Source organism: Streptomyces sp. RKAG293 (genome assembly GCF_023701745.1).
In the GTDB taxonomy this organism is placed as follows: Bacteria; Actinomycetota; Actinomycetes; order Streptomycetales; family Streptomycetaceae; genus Actinacidiphila.
Genome location: NZ_JAJOZB010000001.1, coordinates 2027110 through 2041218, shown reverse-complemented (window position 1 = coordinate 2041218; position 14109 = coordinate 2027110). Strand labels below are relative to the sequence as shown.

The 14109-nt window shown below is 72.4% G+C and carries 11 protein-coding genes; 3 read left to right on the top strand and 8 right to left on the bottom strand.

Annotated elements, in window-relative coordinates; genetic code table 11:
- Positions 1–24: 24 nt before the first annotated feature.
- The 7 genes from LNW72_RS08865 to LNW72_RS08835 form a co-directional block, all read right to left on the bottom strand.
- Positions 25–2736, bottom strand: coding sequence for a helix-turn-helix transcriptional regulator (locus tag LNW72_RS08865; RefSeq protein ID WP_250974908.1), 2712 nt, complete (start codon positions 2734–2736; stop codon positions 25–27).
- A gap of 10 nt (positions 2737–2746) precedes the next feature.
- Positions 2747–3544: a phytanoyl-CoA dioxygenase family protein gene (locus tag LNW72_RS08860; RefSeq protein WP_250974907.1), complete on the bottom strand. Its 798-nt coding sequence runs from the start codon at positions 3542–3544 to the stop codon at positions 2747–2749.
- 16 nt (positions 3545–3560) lie between these two features.
- Positions 3561–4175, bottom strand: coding sequence for a TetR family transcriptional regulator (locus LNW72_RS08855; RefSeq protein WP_374117186.1), 615 nt, complete (start codon positions 4173–4175; stop codon positions 3561–3563).
- Entirely contained in the window at positions 4172–5590 is a 1419-nt protein-coding gene (locus LNW72_RS08850; RefSeq protein ID WP_250980068.1) for an MFS transporter, read from the bottom strand. The genes LNW72_RS08855 and LNW72_RS08850 overlap by 4 nt, the downstream gene beginning before the upstream one ends.
- A 171-nt stretch (positions 5591–5761) precedes the next feature.
- Positions 5762–6907, bottom strand: coding sequence for a transcription termination factor Rho (gene rho, locus LNW72_RS08845; protein WP_250974905.1), 1146 nt, complete (start codon positions 6905–6907; stop codon positions 5762–5764).
- A gap of 299 nt (positions 6908–7206) precedes the next feature.
- Positions 7207–8421 carry a D-alanyl-D-alanine carboxypeptidase family protein gene (locus LNW72_RS08840; protein ID WP_250974904.1) on the bottom strand — a complete coding sequence of 405 codons (1215 nt, stop codon included), beginning with the start codon at positions 8419–8421 and terminating at the stop codon, positions 7207–7209.
- Between the two features lie 90 nt (positions 8422–8511).
- A complete protein-coding gene (locus tag LNW72_RS08835) occupies positions 8512–9474 on the bottom strand; it encodes a YihY/virulence factor BrkB family protein (RefSeq protein ID WP_250974903.1) in 963 nt (320 codons plus the stop codon).
- A gap of 298 nt (positions 9475–9772) precedes the next feature.
- On the opposite strand from LNW72_RS08835, the gene LNW72_RS08830 reads away from it, so the two are divergent.
- The 3 genes from LNW72_RS08830 (at position 9773) to LNW72_RS08820 (ending at position 10908) form a co-directional block, all read left to right on the top strand.
- Positions 9773–9958, top strand: a complete 186-nt coding sequence (locus LNW72_RS08830; protein WP_138353066.1) for a hypothetical protein — start codon at positions 9773–9775, stop codon at positions 9956–9958.
- 124 nt (positions 9959–10082) lie between these two features.
- On the top strand, positions 10083–10448 hold the full coding sequence (locus LNW72_RS08825; RefSeq protein WP_250974902.1) for a YkvA family protein: 366 nt from the start codon (positions 10083–10085) through the stop codon (positions 10446–10448).
- 49 nt (positions 10449–10497) lie between these two features.
- A complete protein-coding gene (locus LNW72_RS08820; protein ID WP_250974901.1) occupies positions 10498–10908 on the top strand; it encodes an ATP-binding protein in 411 nt (136 codons plus the stop codon).
- A gap of 68 nt (positions 10909–10976) precedes the next feature.
- Here the strand turns inward: LNW72_RS08820 and LNW72_RS08815 are convergent, their stop codons facing one another.
- A complete protein-coding gene (locus tag LNW72_RS08815) occupies positions 10977–13859 on the bottom strand; it encodes a discoidin domain-containing protein (protein WP_250974900.1) in 2883 nt (960 codons plus the stop codon).
- Between the last annotated feature and the right edge of the window lie 250 nt (positions 13860–14109).

Here is a 14109-nt window from a genome sequence, read left to right as displayed (position 1 = left end):
CGACCTGCCCCGCTCCGGGGGCGATCACTCGAAAAGGGCGGCGAGTTCGCCGCGGGAGGCGATCCCGAGCTTCGGGTACGCCTTGTACAGGTGGTAGCCGACGGTGCGCGGGCTGAGGAACAGCCGGGCCGCGATGTCCCGGTTGGACATGCCCTGCCCGGCGAGCCGGGCGATCTGCAGCTCCTGCGGCGTCAGCCCCGCGAGCACGCCCGGCTCCCGGCTCCGCGGGGCGACCGAGCCGGCCGCCCCGAGTTCGCTGCGCGCCCGGTCAGCCCACGGCCGGGTACCCAGCCGCTCGAACACGTCGAGCGCCGCCTGCAACTGGCCGCGCGCCTCGCTCTTGCGGCGGGCACGGCGCAGCCATTCGCCGTACAGCAGCGCGGTGCGGGCGTGCTCCAGCGGACGGCGGTGCTCGTCATGGAGTTTCAGCGCGGCCGTGAAGTGCGTCTCGGCCTCGGAGTCGGCGGCGAGCAGCGCCCGGCAGCGCAGCACCAGCGCGTCGGACCAGGGCTGCCGGGAGCGGGCCGCCCAGCGTTCGAAGCGGGCGAACGGCCCGGCGGCGCGCGGGCCGAGACCCAGCCGGACGGCCGCCTCGACCAGGTCGGGGGTGCTGCGGGTGGCGCAGAAGTGGTGCCGCAGCGGCTCATGGGTGAGCCGCTCCAGCCCGTCCAGCGCCGACTGCGCGCGGCCCAGGCCCAGATCGAGCATGCCCTGCGCCCAGTACGACCAGGGCGCGCCGGGCGGCATCGCCGCGCCGGCGACGACGGCGAGCGCGTCGTCGGAGTACTTCCGGCAGCGCTCGTCGTCCCCCTCGACGGCCGCCAGATACGCCAGCACGCTGCTGAACTGGCTGGTCCACTGCTGCTGTCCGGTGTCCCCGGCGATCCGCAGCGCCTCCTCGGCGGTGGCCAGCGCGTCACGGTGCCGGCCCGCGAACACCTCCGCCTCGGCCATGAAGAAGAGCACCGTCGGCAGCCGGCCGATGCCACCCCGGTCGCGGCTCTCGGCGGTGAGCGCGGCGGCCAGTTCATGGGCCTCGTCGTCCTGCCCGACGGCCAGCCCGGCGCCGCACAGCAAAATCAGGTCGCGCGGATCACGGGACCCGGCGGCGCGGGCGGCGGTGACGGCGGCGGTCAGGTCCGGCGGGCCGCCGGCGGCCGGCGGGCCGAGAGCGGCGGTGATGAAGCGGGCCACCGGCGTCACGGGATCCGTCGCCGGCAGTACCAGCGCGTCCAGCCGCGCCACGGTGTCCGCGACGTCCTGTTCACCGAGGTACCAGGCCGTGTGGGCGGCCTGCATGAGCATCCGCGCGGCGCGCTGCGGATCGGCGGCGGCCGCGTGCCGGGCGCCGTCGGTCAGCAGCCGGTGCGCGGTGGGGAAGGAGCCGCTCAGGAAGTCCGCCAGGGCCCGGACATGGAGCAGCCGGGCCGTCAGCGCGGGATCGCCGGTCCGGCGCGCGGCCTGCTCGGCGAAGTCGCGGGCCCGGTCGAGCTCACCGGCCTCGGAGGCCGCCTCGGCCGCCAGGACGAGCCGCCGGGTCGCGGCCCCGGGGTCGGTACTGAGGCGGGCGGCCCGTTCGAAGGCGAGAGCGGCCGCTCCGTAACCGCTGCGGTCCCTGGCCCGTCCCGCGGTGTCCTCCAGCGCGGTGGCCGCCGTCTCGTCGGGGCCGGTCGCGGCGGCCGCCAGATGCCAGGCCCTGCGGTCCGCGTCCTGCGGGGCGTCCAGAATCGCGGCCAGTGCCTGATGCACGGTCAGCCGGTCGGCCAGCGGGGCGCGCTGGTAGACCGCGGCCCGGACCAGCGGATGGCGGAAGCGCAGCCGGTCGTCGTCCAGCCGGATCAGACCGCCCTCCTGGGCGGGCGGCAGATCCGCCGCGCCGGCGCCCAGCGCCCCGGCCGCCCGCAGGATCGCCCGCAGATCGCCGGTGTGCTCGGCCGCCGCGACGAGCAGCAGCAGCTGGGTGGCGGCCGGCAGATGGCTGACCCGGCCGTGGAACGCCATGTGCAGACGGCTGGTGAGCGGCAGCGCGCCCGGCCGGAAACGGCCGTCGGGGCGCTCCGCCTGGAACGCGACCGGCAGTTCCAGCAGCGCCAGCGGATTGCCCTGGGCCTCGGTGAGGACGCGGTGGCGGACGGTGGGGGACAGCTCGGCGCCGTGCAGCGCGAGCAGGGCCCCCGCCGACACCGGCGACAGCCCGCCCAGCCGCAGTTCGGGAAGGCCGGGGGCGGGGAACGTGCCCTCGCCGTCCCGCGCCGCGAAGACCAGGGCGATCCCCTCGGAGTGGAGCCGCCGGGCGGCGAACATCAGCGCGTCGGCGGACACCCGGTCCAGCCACTGCGCGTCGTCCACGACGCACAGCAGCGGCCCGTCGCCCGAGTGCGCGGAGAGCAGGGACAGCACGGCGAGCCCGACGAACATCGGGTCGGGGGCCGCCGCGACGGTCATCCCGAACGCCGCCTCCAGCGCGAGCCGTTGGGGTCCGGGCAGCGCGCCCAGCGAACCCATCGCGGGGAGCAGCAGCAACTGGAGCCCGGCGAAGGGCAGTTCGGCCTCGAACTCGATGCCGGAGCCACGGACGACGGTCATCCCGCCGGCCGCGTCGACCGTGTCGTCGAGCAGCGCCGTCTTCCCGATGCCGGCGTCGCCGCGCAGCACCAGCACCCCGCTGCGGCCCGCCCTGGCACCGGCCAGCAGCTCCCCGACCGCCGCCCGCTCCTCGGTACGCCCGTGCAACATGCCCTGAACGCTATCCAACGGTCCGGCCGCCGCCGATGCCGCGGGACCCCTCCAGGCCCCGCCGGATCGCGGTCTCCACCGGGCAGTAGGCGCCGTTGGACCGTTCCAGCTCGTAGTGGACCGCCGGAAACAGCGGGGGCTGCGCCATGAACCGGGGGCGGCTGCCGTGGTGCGGCTGGGCCGCGTGCACCAGGAAGGGATGACACAGATAGACGTCCCCGGGGCTGCCGGTGGCCAGCGCGACCGGCCGGTGCGCGCTCACCTCGTCGATCCGCGGGGCCATCTCCAGGATCGACGCTCCCTCCTCGCCGTACGGCAGCAGGACCTGCGGGACGTCCAGGTGCGAGCCGACCCGGATCCGGGTCGGCGCGTCCTCGGGGCCGGTCTCGCTGAAGAGGAACAGCATCAGCAGCGCCCGGCCCTCGGAACGGAGGTTGGCGAACGGCCACTTCTCGCCCTCGCGGTAGTAGCTGCCCTCGATGTGCCAGCCGGCGTCGTCGGGCTCCCGCGGGTGCGGGAAGCGGAGCGGGAAGGAGCCCAGCGAGGGCCGCGGAACCCAGCGGCCGGGGCCGACCAGATGATCGAACGCGTCGTGCAGGACCGGGGTGTTGGCGGCCTCCACGAAGGGGGCGTCCGACATGTCGGAGACCCAGTGCACCGGTTCCGTCCACGAGGCCGGGTCGTCCGGATCGGTGCCGGTCTTCGCCCAGAGCAGTTCCGCGCAGGCCCGCGCGGTCTCCTCGGAGAAGGCCCGTTCGATCCTGATGAAGCCGTTGTCGAGGAACTGCTCGATCGTCGTAGGGTCCACCCGACCATCCTCACCGTTACCGGGCGGCGGGAGCCAACGGGTTTCCGGCCGGAGTGATGAGCTCCTGCAGCGCGGGGGCGCAGCGCTCGACGAGGGCCGGCACGGTCATCGCGCGGACCGCCTCGCCGCGCGCGATCCCGTAGACGGCGCCGAGGCCCAGCAGCATGCCGACGGTGAGTTCGGCCCGCAGCTGGGCCTCCGGACCGGTCAGCCGCCGGGCGAGGCCGGCGATGACCTGCTCGCGGAAGTTGGCGCGCAGGATGTCGCCCTGGCCCTCGGCGGAGTGCAGCGGTGCGAAGACGATCCGCAGGATGGGGTCGATGCCGCGTTCGTTCTGGCTGGTGAGCACCTGGGTGACCATGTGCCGGCCGAGCTCGTCCAGCGGGGCGTCCAGCAGTACTTCCGCGTCGGACTCGAAGGAGATGATGCGGGCGAAGAGCTTCTCCTTGTTGCCGAAGTACTTCACGATCAGCGGCGCGCTCACCCCGGCCCGCTCCGCGATGGCCCTGAGGGTGATGTCGCCGTAGGCGCGCCGGCCCAGCATGGTGCGGGCGGCGCGCAGGATCGCGGCCTTGGTGGCGTCGGCGTCACGGCGCCGGCTGTCGGGGGCTGCTGTCGTCATGGGACTCATGCTCCCTCCAGCGCGGGGTCCGCGGCGGCTTCGGAGCGCTGCGCGGGCGGTGTCGGCGTGCCGCGCCGGCCGCCGGGGATCGACACCGCCGCGAGGAAGGCGAGGATCGCGACCCCGCCGGCCATGGTGAAGGCGATGAGATAGCCGTGCAGCGTGGGGATCTGCAGGCCGCCGATCGGCGCCGTGTGGTGGATCAGGATCGCCGCGACGGCGGCGCTGCAGGTGGCCTGGCCGACGGTGCGCATGAGGACGTTGACGCCGTTGGCGGACGCCGTCTGGCCGGCCGGGACGGCGCGCAGGATCAGCGTCGGAAGGGCGGAGTAGGCCAGCGTGGTCCCCGACGCGACGACGGAGGCGCCGACGATGATCGCCCACAGCTGCCGGCTGTCGGCGATGCGCAGCACATAGCCGAGGGTCAGCAGCACGGCTCCGGCGGCGAGGGTGAACTTCGGGCCGCGGGCCGCCGATATCCGGGCCGAGACGGGGGACAGCAGCAGCATGATGATGCCGCTGGGCAGCAGGCACAGCCCGCTCGCCACGATGGACAGCCCCAGCCCGTAGCCGGTCTCCTTGGGCGCCTGCACCAGCTGGGCGGTCACCAGCGAGTTGGCGTAGAAGGCGAAGCCCGCGAGGAGCGCGGCGATGTGCGGCAGCGCGACGCGCGGGCTGGCGGCCAGCCGCAGGTCCACCAGCGGGCTCGTGGCGCGCAGTTGCTGCCACCGCCATCCGGCGAGGATGACGACGGAGGCCACGGCAAGACCCAGCACGGCCGGGCTGGTCCAGCCCCACTGGCCGCCCTGGGAGACCGCCAGCAGCAGACAGACGAGTCCGGCCGCGAGTCCGGCGGCGCCGGTGAAGTCGAAGCGGCCGGGGGAGCGGATCGGCGACTCGCGCACGACCCACCAGGCCAGCCCGAGGCCGAGCGCGCCCAGGGCGGTGGTGGCCCAGAACATGACGTGCCAGTCGGCGTACTGCACGATCAGGGCGGCCAGCGGCAGCCCGAAGGCGGCGCCGATGCCGACGGTCGAACTCATCATCGCCACGGCGGAGCCGGTCCGGTGCGGGGGCAGTTCGTCGCGCAGGATGCTGATGGACAGCGGTACGACGGCGGCGGCGGCGCCCTGCAGGGCGCGGGCGGCGATCAGCAGCCGGATGTCGGAGGTCACGGAGCACAGCAGGGAACCGAAGGTCATCAGCCCGAGCGCGATCAGCAGCACGCGGCGCTTGCCGTACATGTCGCCGGCCCGGCCCAGAACGGGGGTGAGGACGGCTCCGGCGAGCAGGGTCGCGGTCACCATCCAGGAGACGCCGGCGGGCGAGGCGCCGGTGAGGCGCGGCAGATCGGGCAGGAGCGGCACCACGACGGTCTGCATGATCGCCATGAGGATTCCGCCGAATGCCAGGACGGGGACCATGAGCCGTTTCCGGAAGTCCACGGGGCGCGCTCCATCGGACGTGAGGGAGGTGAATAGACGTTCACCAGATTAGGTGAATTATTATTCACTGCCAAACGTCTTCCGGTCGGGTACGGCCGGAGGGAGCCGGCCGGAGTACCGCCCGGACGGTCGGCTCAGGTGTTCGGGTGTTCAGGCGCCGGGGACCGTGCGGTGGATCTGCTGGAGGAACGTGGCGTTGTCCGGGGACTGCCGCATCCGGGCGAGCAGTATTTCGAGGGTCTGCTGGGTGTCCCTGGACTGCAGGGCCCGGCGCAGGCCGCGCACGGCCGCCAGCTCGGCGCCGGGCAGCAGCAGCTCCTCGCGCCGGGTGCCGGACGGGGTCACGTCGATGGCCGGGAAGATCCGCTTCTCGGCGAGCGAGCGGTCCAGTCGCAGCTCCATGTTGCCGGTGCCCTTGAGCTCCTCGAAGAAGTAGTCGTCGGCCCGGGAGCCGGTGTCGACGAGGGCGGTCGCCAGGATGGTCAGGGAGCCGCCCTCCTCGGCGCAGCGCGCGGCGCCGAAGAGCCGCTTGGGCGCCTGCACCGCGGCGGAGTCGACACCGCCGCTGAGGGTGCGGCCGTTGCCGGGCGCCGCGTTGTTGTGGGCGCGGCACAGCCGGGTGATCGAGTCGAGGAGTATCACCACGTCCTGGCCGAGCTCGACGAGGCGCTTGGCGCGTTCGACGGCCAGTTCGGCGAGGGCGATGTGCTCCTTGGCCGGGCGGTCGAACGTCGAGGCGAGCACCTCGCCGCGCACCGACCGGCGCATGTCGGTGACCTCCTCGGGGCGTTCGTCCAGGAGGACGACCATGAGGTGGACATCGGGGTGGTTGACGGCGACGGAGTTGGCCAGGCTCTGCAGGAGCAGGGTCTTGCCGGTCTTGGGCGGGGCCACGATGAGCCCGCGCTGGCCTTTGCCGACCGGTGCGACGAGGTCGACGAGCCGGGTGGTGAGGACACCGGGCGAGGTCTCCAGCCGCAGCCGCTCGCGCGGGTGGACGGGGGTGAGATCACCGAAGTGCGGGCGGACGCCGGGAGCGCCGGCCGCACGGCCGTTGATCCGTTCGACGGTGCCGAGGGCACGCGGCCGCTCGGTGGTGCCGTCGACGAGGTCGCCCTTGCGCAGACCGTACTTGCGGATCTGAGCCGTGGTCACCTGCGGGTCGTCGGGCGCCGGGTGGTAGCCGCGAGTGCGCAGGAAGCCCTGGTTGCCGACGATGTCGAGGACGCCGGTGACCGGCGTCGGGAGGGTGGTGCGGGTGGTTCTGGCAGGGGGGTGTTCGAGTGTGGTGGTCATGCTGGGTCCTTTCACGGACATACCAAAGAAGGGTCCCGGCGGGGGCGGAGTGAGGGTGCGGACGTGTCACGCACCACTGGCTTGCCGACCCGCGAGGGAGAAGGAAGGAGATGTACTGCCGGGCGGCCGGTCCTGAAGGACGGAATTCGCCACGGCGGGGAGTGGAACAAGCACCGGCGCCGAGAAGCGGCGTACTCGAGTGCTGTTCGCACTGTAGCACGCCGCTTCGGGTGGTCGGGGAAATCCGCCGGAAATTCCGTCGGGAACAGCCCTGTGCCGCTCTTTCCGGCCGATCGCGGTCAGCGCGAGCGGAGGTACCGGCGGCGGGCGAAAACGGTACCGGCGGCGGCCGCCACCAGGGCGCCCGCGGCGCCGGACCAGGCCCAGCCGTTCCAGGCCGCGGCGGATTGCGAGGCGGGAGCGGTGGTCATCACCGGCGCCAGCGCGGCGGCCGCCGGCCGGCGCGGCGCCGAGGCGGGCACGGCGCGGGTGACGGTGTTCAGCGTGCCGACCGAGCCGTTCACCCCGGCGGCGTCGAAGCCCCAGTCCAGCAGGGCGCGGGCCTCCTTGTACACGGCCTGCGCGACGCCGGACTGCGGGTTCATCACCGTGGCGATCAGCGTGCGGTCACCGCGCTGGGCGGCGGCGATCAGCGTGTTGCCCGCGTTCGTGGTGTAGCCGTTCTTCACCCCGATGATCCCCGGGTACGTCCCCACACCGTCGGCCCCGGTCAGCAGGCGGTTGGTGTTCTGGATCTGGAACGGCGGCACCTCGCGGCCCCGGGAGTCCGTGCCGCCCGGGAACATCGCGGTGGCGGTGGAGGTGTAGCCGGCGAAGTACGGGGTGGCGAGACCGGCGCGGGCGAAGAGCGTCAGGTCGTAGGCCGACGAGACCTGGCCGGGGGCGTCGTACCCGTCGGGCGAGACCACCTCGGTGTCGTCGGCGCCGAGCATCCGCGCCTTGGCCTGCATCTGGGAGACCGTCAGGGGCACCGAACCGTTCATCCGGGCCAGTACATGGACCGCGTCGTTGCCCGAACTGAGGAACACCCCGCGCCACAGGTCGGCCACCGTGTACGTCTGGCCCGCCTGCACCCCGACCCGGCTGCTGCCCGCTCCGATGCCGGACAGCTCGTCCTCGGTCACGGTGTGCGTGGTCTCCTGCGCGAAGCGCGGCAGGACGGTGACGGCGAAGAGGGTCTTGAGGGTGCTGGCCGGCGGCAGCGCGCGGTGCGCGTCCTTGGCGGCGAGCACCTGGCCGGTGCGCGCGTCGGCCACCAGCCAGGAGAGGGCCGACAGGCCGGCGGGCAGCGCGGGCGAGCCGGACTTCGGCAGGACGTGCACCCCCGGCCGCGCCAGCGTCGCGCCGCCGATGACGGTACGGCCGGGCGCGTGGCCGTCGTCACCGTGGGCGGACGCCGGGGCGGCCGGGCAGCTGACGGTCAGACAGACGGCGGTGAGAGCCGCCGCGCGGGACCAGAGGGACGGGGTGCGGGCAGGACCGGAAACAGTCATGGGTTCACGGTAGGAACGCTTCCGCCCGTTCTGCGCGGTGACCTGCTCCATCCGGTGGAGCGAGCGGCCGGACGGCGGAACCCGTGCGGGTTACGCGCCCTCAGAAACCTGTTCGGACAGCGGATCTGACCGGTCGTCGGAGACCGTCCGGGCGCTGCGCCCCTTGGCCAGTTCGGCGTTGAAATGCGCGCCGACGAGCAGCGCGATGTGGGACACCCACAGCCAGACCAGGAACACGACGGTCCCGGCCAGCGACCCGTACAGCCGGCTGTACGTCCCGAAGACGGAGACGTAGAGGGCGAACCCCACCGAGGAGAGCAGCCACAGCACGACGGCCAGCGCGCCGCCCGGCGCCATCACGCGCAGCGGCCGGAACCTGGCGGGCCCCGAGCGGAACAGGATCAGGACCAGCACCGTCGCCAGGCACAGCAGCAGGGGCCACTTCAGCACGTTCCAGCTGGTCACCGCCGCCTCGTCCATCCCCAGCACTTGGCCGGCACGACGGGCCAGCTGACCCGTCGCCATCAGGGTGACCGCACTGCAGACCAGCAGGGTGAGCAGCACCAGCGCGGTGATGACGATGCGCGGCGCGGTCCGCCAGGCGGGCCGGTGGTCGGTCACGCCGTACATCGAGTGCAGCGCCCGCCGGAAGACGGCGAGGTAGCTGGAGGCGGACCACATCGCCGCCACCGTGCCGCTGGCCGCCAGGAACCAGGCCGCCGAGTGCTCCTGGGCCATGTCCTTCATGGTGCTCGCGACGAGCTGCCGCGACTCGGCCGGCACCACTGCCGTGACCTGGGCGATCAGATCGCTGGTCGAGGAGGTCCCGGCCAGGCCGATCACCGAGACCGTCACCAGGAGGGTGGGGAACAGGGCGAGCATGGCGTAGTACGTGAGTGCCGCGGCCCGCTCGGAGGCGTCCTCGTCCCAGGCGGCGACGGCCGCGCCGCGCAGCGCCCGCAGGACCAGCCGCCGGCGTCCGGTCGCCCGGGCGACCGCCGCGGGCTTGCCGCCGGTGGGCCCCAGGGCCAGTACGGCCTGCTCGTCGATCATTTCCGGCTCCTCGGTGAAACGGTGCGCAGCGGACGCTGCCCGGTGGAACGGTGCCCCTCGAGACGGTGCTCGCTGAACAGTACGGAGTCGGCGGTGTGCCGATTTGCCAGTCGGATACCCGGGAACCGCCGGTCCAGCCGGGCCGGCCGGACCCGCGGATCCGGACACGGTCGCCGGGCATCCGGCGGTTGAAGGGCCGAATGCGGGCAAGACGCAGGGATGACCGATCAGTTGTGGACATCGTGTGAACCTCCGGTGTGCTCGGGAGGCTCAAAAAAGCTTGGGAAAGGAAGTCCGGATGCTCGCCATCGCCGCGGCCGTCGTCTTCGCGGTCGCCTTCATCATCAACGCGACCGAAACCTCGACGGACATCGTATTCGCACCCGGCAGCCTCCAGCTCGTGGGGCTCGTGCTGGTCGCCCTCCACCTGGCGGGACTCGGCTCCGGATGGTCCGTCCCCAGCCGCCGCCGGCGCCGCCGCTGACCGGGGCCGCCGCGGACGGACGGTCATGGAACACTGAGGTGGCCACCGGCGAGTGGCCCGGCCGGAGCGGGTACAGGACTCCGGACGGGCGCCCGCCGGGCCGGCCCGCCGACTGGAGGACCGGATGAGCGACACCACCCTGGTATGGACCCTGGCGGCACTGGCCGTCGTGATCATGCTGGTCATCGCCGTACGGCTGGCCGTGCGCCTGGTCCGGGTGCGCCGGCTGCTGGTGGCCGCCCATGTCCCGCTGACCGGGAAGGCGATGTTCTGGGGAGCCATCGCCTATCTCCTCTGCCCGGTCGATCTGCTGCCCGACCCGATCCTGATCGACGACATCGGCGTGCTGTGGCTGGCCGTGCGGGCCCTGGAGAGCGCGGCCCGCCGGGCCGGCATCGGCCCCGGTGAACCGGACGGCGACCGTCCGGTGGCTCCCGCCACGCATGGAACACCGCAGCTGGGGCAGAGGGCGAAGAGAACGAGCACGTGACCGGCGAGGCAGAAGGGGCTCACCCCACATGCTGGATGTACTCACCACCGTGACGGAGCCTCTGCGGCGATCGGTCCGCTACTCGGGCAGAGACGGCACCATCGCGGCCGCCCGCGACACGGCCGCCGCGTTCCTCGACGGCCTCGCCCCGGACCGCGCCGCCCCGGTGCCCGGCGAACGTGCCGAGGAGATCCTGCTGGTCGTGAGCGAGCTGGTGACCAACGCCGGACGCTACGCCCCGGGGCCGTATGTGATGGAGCTGGGCTACTGCGGCGGCGCCGTCGAGATCACGGTCTGGGACACCAGCTCCCAGCTGCCCCGGCGCTTCGAGCCCGACCCGCTGCGGATCGGCGGTCACGGGATGGAGATCGTCGGCCGGCTGTGCCGGCAGGTCACCGCCGAGCGCGTCCACGGCGGCAAGCGCGTCACCGCCCGCCTGGACGTGGACCGGCTGGCGTGAAGTGACACGACGCGCGAGGGCCCGGCCGGCGTGGTGCTGGTTGCCGGCCGGGGCCGTCGGAGCGGGGGTCAGGAGGCGTACACCTCGAACTCGGAGAGCTGGCCCGCGGGCCATCCGGTGTTCGCCGTGAACGTCAGCCGCAGATAGCGGGTGGTGGTTCCGGCGGGCAGCGTGATGCTGGCGCTGTTGCCGCTCGCCGGGTTGAAGGTGTAGCCCGCGGAGCCCTTGAGGGTGCTCCACGAGGAGTTGTCGGCGCTGCCGAGCACGCTCAGGGTCTGCGTGCGGGTGGCCCAGGCCGACGGCGGCGGGAGCTTGAGGACGATCCGGCCGGCCGCGGTGGCCGCGCCCAGGTCGACGGTCAGCGACTGCGGGAAGGTGTTGCTCGCGCTCTCCCAGTAGCTGGTGGAGTTCCCGTCGTCGGCGTTGCGGGCCGCGTAGACGTCGTTGCTGCTGGTGGCGCTGATGTTCTTGCCCGCGGCCAGGTTGCTGTCGGCCGGCGGGGTGGTCGGGGGTGTGGTGGGCGGAGTCGTCGGCGGCGTCGTACCGGTGTGGCGGACCTCCAGCTCGGAGAGCTGGGCGGCCGGCCAGCCGGTGTTGGCCGAGACGGTCACCCGGACATAGCGCACATTCGCGGCGGTGAAGCCTGCGGTGACGGTGTTGGCGCCGCCCGGGTCGAAGGCGTACGCCTTCGGCGCGGCCAGCTGGCTGAAGTTCGATCCGTCGGCGGAGCCGAGGACCGTGATGTTCTGCGAGCGCGACTCCCAGCCCGGCGGCAGCTTGAACGTCACGCTGTCGACGCTCGTGGCCGCGCAGAGGTCGACGGTCAGCGACTGCGGGAACGCGTTGTTGTTGCTCTCCCAGTAGCTGCCGGCGTTGCCGTCGACGGCGTTCGCCGCGCTGTAGGCGCCGTTGGCGCTGGTGGCGGTGACGGGCTTGCCCTGCGCGAGGTTGCCGGTGCCCGGGACGCAGGCCGGCGGGGTGGTCGGGGGAGTGGTGGGCGGTGTCGTGGGCGGGGTGGTCGGCGGGTTCGAGGGATCCGACGGGATGCCGCCGTTGGTCCAGATCGGGGCGGGCCAGTTGCCGGTGCAGGTGGAACCGGTGTTCCAGCCGGAGTTCCCGCCGCCGTCGACGATCACGAAGCTCGGGCCGACGCAGTTGTGGATCGGGGTGGCGGCCTGGGCGATGTGCTTGGCCGTGACATTGGTGAACTTCATGTTGGCCTGCACCTGGGCCTGGATGGCATAGGTCCCGGCGCCGTCGATGTTGATGTTGGTGAAGTTCACCCCGCTGACGCCGCCCTCGATGGTCTGGATCGCCTCGTAGGAGCTGTCCAGGATGTCGGTGTCGGTGATGTTGATGACCGCGCCGCTGATCGCCTCGTTGAGGCCGTCGAACCAGATCGCGCCGACTCCGAAGTTCCAGTTGAAGTCGCTGTTGCCGGTTCTGATCAGGGTGTTGCGGGCCGCGGTGATGGTGCCCGCGACGGCGGTGCCGTTGCCCGAGCTGACCCCGGGGTAGCGGTTGGCGATGTGCAGGCCGCCGCCGTTGGAGATGGTGTCCGCCATCACGTTGTCGGAGATCGTGAAGTTCTTGCCGCCGTAGGTGACGATGTTGTTCGCCAGGATCGGCAGGATCACCGTGTTGTGGGTGAAGGAGTCGCCGACGTTCGGGACCCGCTCCGGCCAGGACGCCAGCCCGTCGTCACCGAGGTTGCGCAGGAAGGTGTTGGTGACCGTGGAGTTGGTCACCCCGGTGTGGAAGTTCACGCCGTCCGCGGTCTGGTCCAGGATGCGGCTGTTCTTGATGGTGAAGTTGTCCATCGGGCCGTCCATCCAGGCGCCGACCTTGGTGTGCTGGATCCACAGGTCGTCGACCACGGAGTTGGACATCGCGCCGCCGAGGCCGTTGACCTGGTCGTCGTCCGAGCGCTCGCGGATGTCGCCGATGATGGCGAAGTCCTTGAGGGTGACGTTCCGGCTCGGCCCGTTGGCCTCCTGCGGCCGGACCCCGCCGGTGTAGCCGCCACCGGGGACGTACTTGCCGTAGATGCCCGCGGCGCGGTTGCGGTTCACCGGGTCGCGCCCGCCGAGCACGCTGTACCACGGCCCCGCGCCGGCCAGGGTGACGCCGTCGACGACCACATGGTCGTAGAGCGTGAAGTTGCCCTGCGGGATGTAGACGGTCTTCCCCTGGGCCTGGCCGGCGTTGACCGCCGCCTGGAACTTGGCGGTGGAGTCGGCGGCGCCGGTCGGGTCCGCGCCGAAGTCGGCGACCACGTCGAGCGCGCCGGCCGGCTTGGCTATCGGGGCCGCGACCTGCTCGAAGTCGGCCAGGTCGATGGTGAAGGTGGGGGAGGCGGCGGTCGAGGCCACCTGCAGCCGGATCTTCGTCCCGGCCGGCAGCGTCGAGCCGAGCAGGGTCCGGGTCTCGTCGTAGAAGTGGTGCGGGTTGGTGTCGCCCGGGTTGTTGTTGAACGGATAGCCGCCGTAGTACCAGCTGTACTTGGAGGTCACCGGCACGCTCTTCAGCGTGGAGCCGTTGACCTTCAGGTCGATGGCCGCGTCGCGCCCGGCACCGTTCGACGTGTCGGGCAGGCTGTAGCGGAACGACATGGCGTTCGCGGGGGCGCTCAGCGTGAACTCGACGTACTGCCCGACCGCGTTCAGCGTGACGGCCTGCCGGCCCTGCGCCTCGGACGGCAGGTTGCCGTACAGCCGGTCCGGCCCGATCACCGTGCCGTTGGTGGCGGCGTACTCCGCCTCCTGCTCCTTGAACGGCACGACCGCGCCACGGTTCGGAACATCCAGGGGGGACAGCGCGGCGACGCCCGCCGCGTGCGCGGCGGGCGCGGTGGCGAGGCCCACTCCGGTGAGTGCGGCGGCCGCGCTGACGACGAGCGAGACGATCGCGGTGGTACTGCGCCTGAGGCGGGGACTTGGGGGTGCATGCATCACAGAGGCACGTCCTTGCAGGTCGAAGGTGGGGGGCGGGAGGCGCGCGTTGCGGCTGCGCTTCGGGCACGTGTCGTGGGGGTTTCGGCCGGGCGTGGGAGAGACTACGAGCACCCCTGCAGCAAGTCCATAAGTCAGCGCAATATTGCGACGATCGATTGCAAGGAAGAGCTAGATCCATGGCACAAATGGGTGTTGAAGGGCCGCATGGGAGACCCACGGGTCGGAAGCACGTGCTGTGACGGCCGCA

Coding starts and splice junctions, on each gene's coding strand:
- LNW72_RS08835 (WP_250974903.1), bottom strand. CDS start 9,474: ATGATCGACGAGCAGGCCGTACTGGCCCTGGGGCCCACCGGCGGCAAG.
- LNW72_RS08825 (WP_250974902.1), top strand. CDS start 10,083: ATGAGCGACACCACCCTGGTATGGACCCTGGCGGCACTGGCCGTCGTG.
- LNW72_RS08840 (WP_250974904.1), bottom strand. CDS start 8,421: ATGACTGTTTCCGGTCCTGCCCGCACCCCGTCCCTCTGGTCCCGCGCG.
- rho (WP_250974905.1), bottom strand. CDS start 6,907: ATGACCACCACACTCGAACACCCCCCTGCCAGAACCACCCGCACCACC.
- LNW72_RS08830 (WP_138353066.1), top strand. CDS start 9,773: ATGCTCGCCATCGCCGCGGCCGTCGTCTTCGCGGTCGCCTTCATCATC.
- LNW72_RS08815 (WP_250974900.1), bottom strand. CDS start 13,859: ATGCATGCACCCCCAAGTCCCCGCCTCAGGCGCAGTACCACCGCGATC.
- LNW72_RS08865 (WP_250974908.1), bottom strand. CDS start 2,736: ATGTTGCACGGGCGTACCGAGGAGCGGGCGGCGGTCGGGGAGCTGCTG.
- LNW72_RS08855 (WP_374117186.1), bottom strand. CDS start 4,175: ATGAGTCCCATGACGACAGCAGCCCCCGACAGCCGGCGCCGTGACGCC.
- LNW72_RS08850 (WP_250980068.1), bottom strand. CDS start 5,590: ATGGTCCCCGTCCTGGCATTCGGCGGAATCCTCATGGCGATCATGCAG.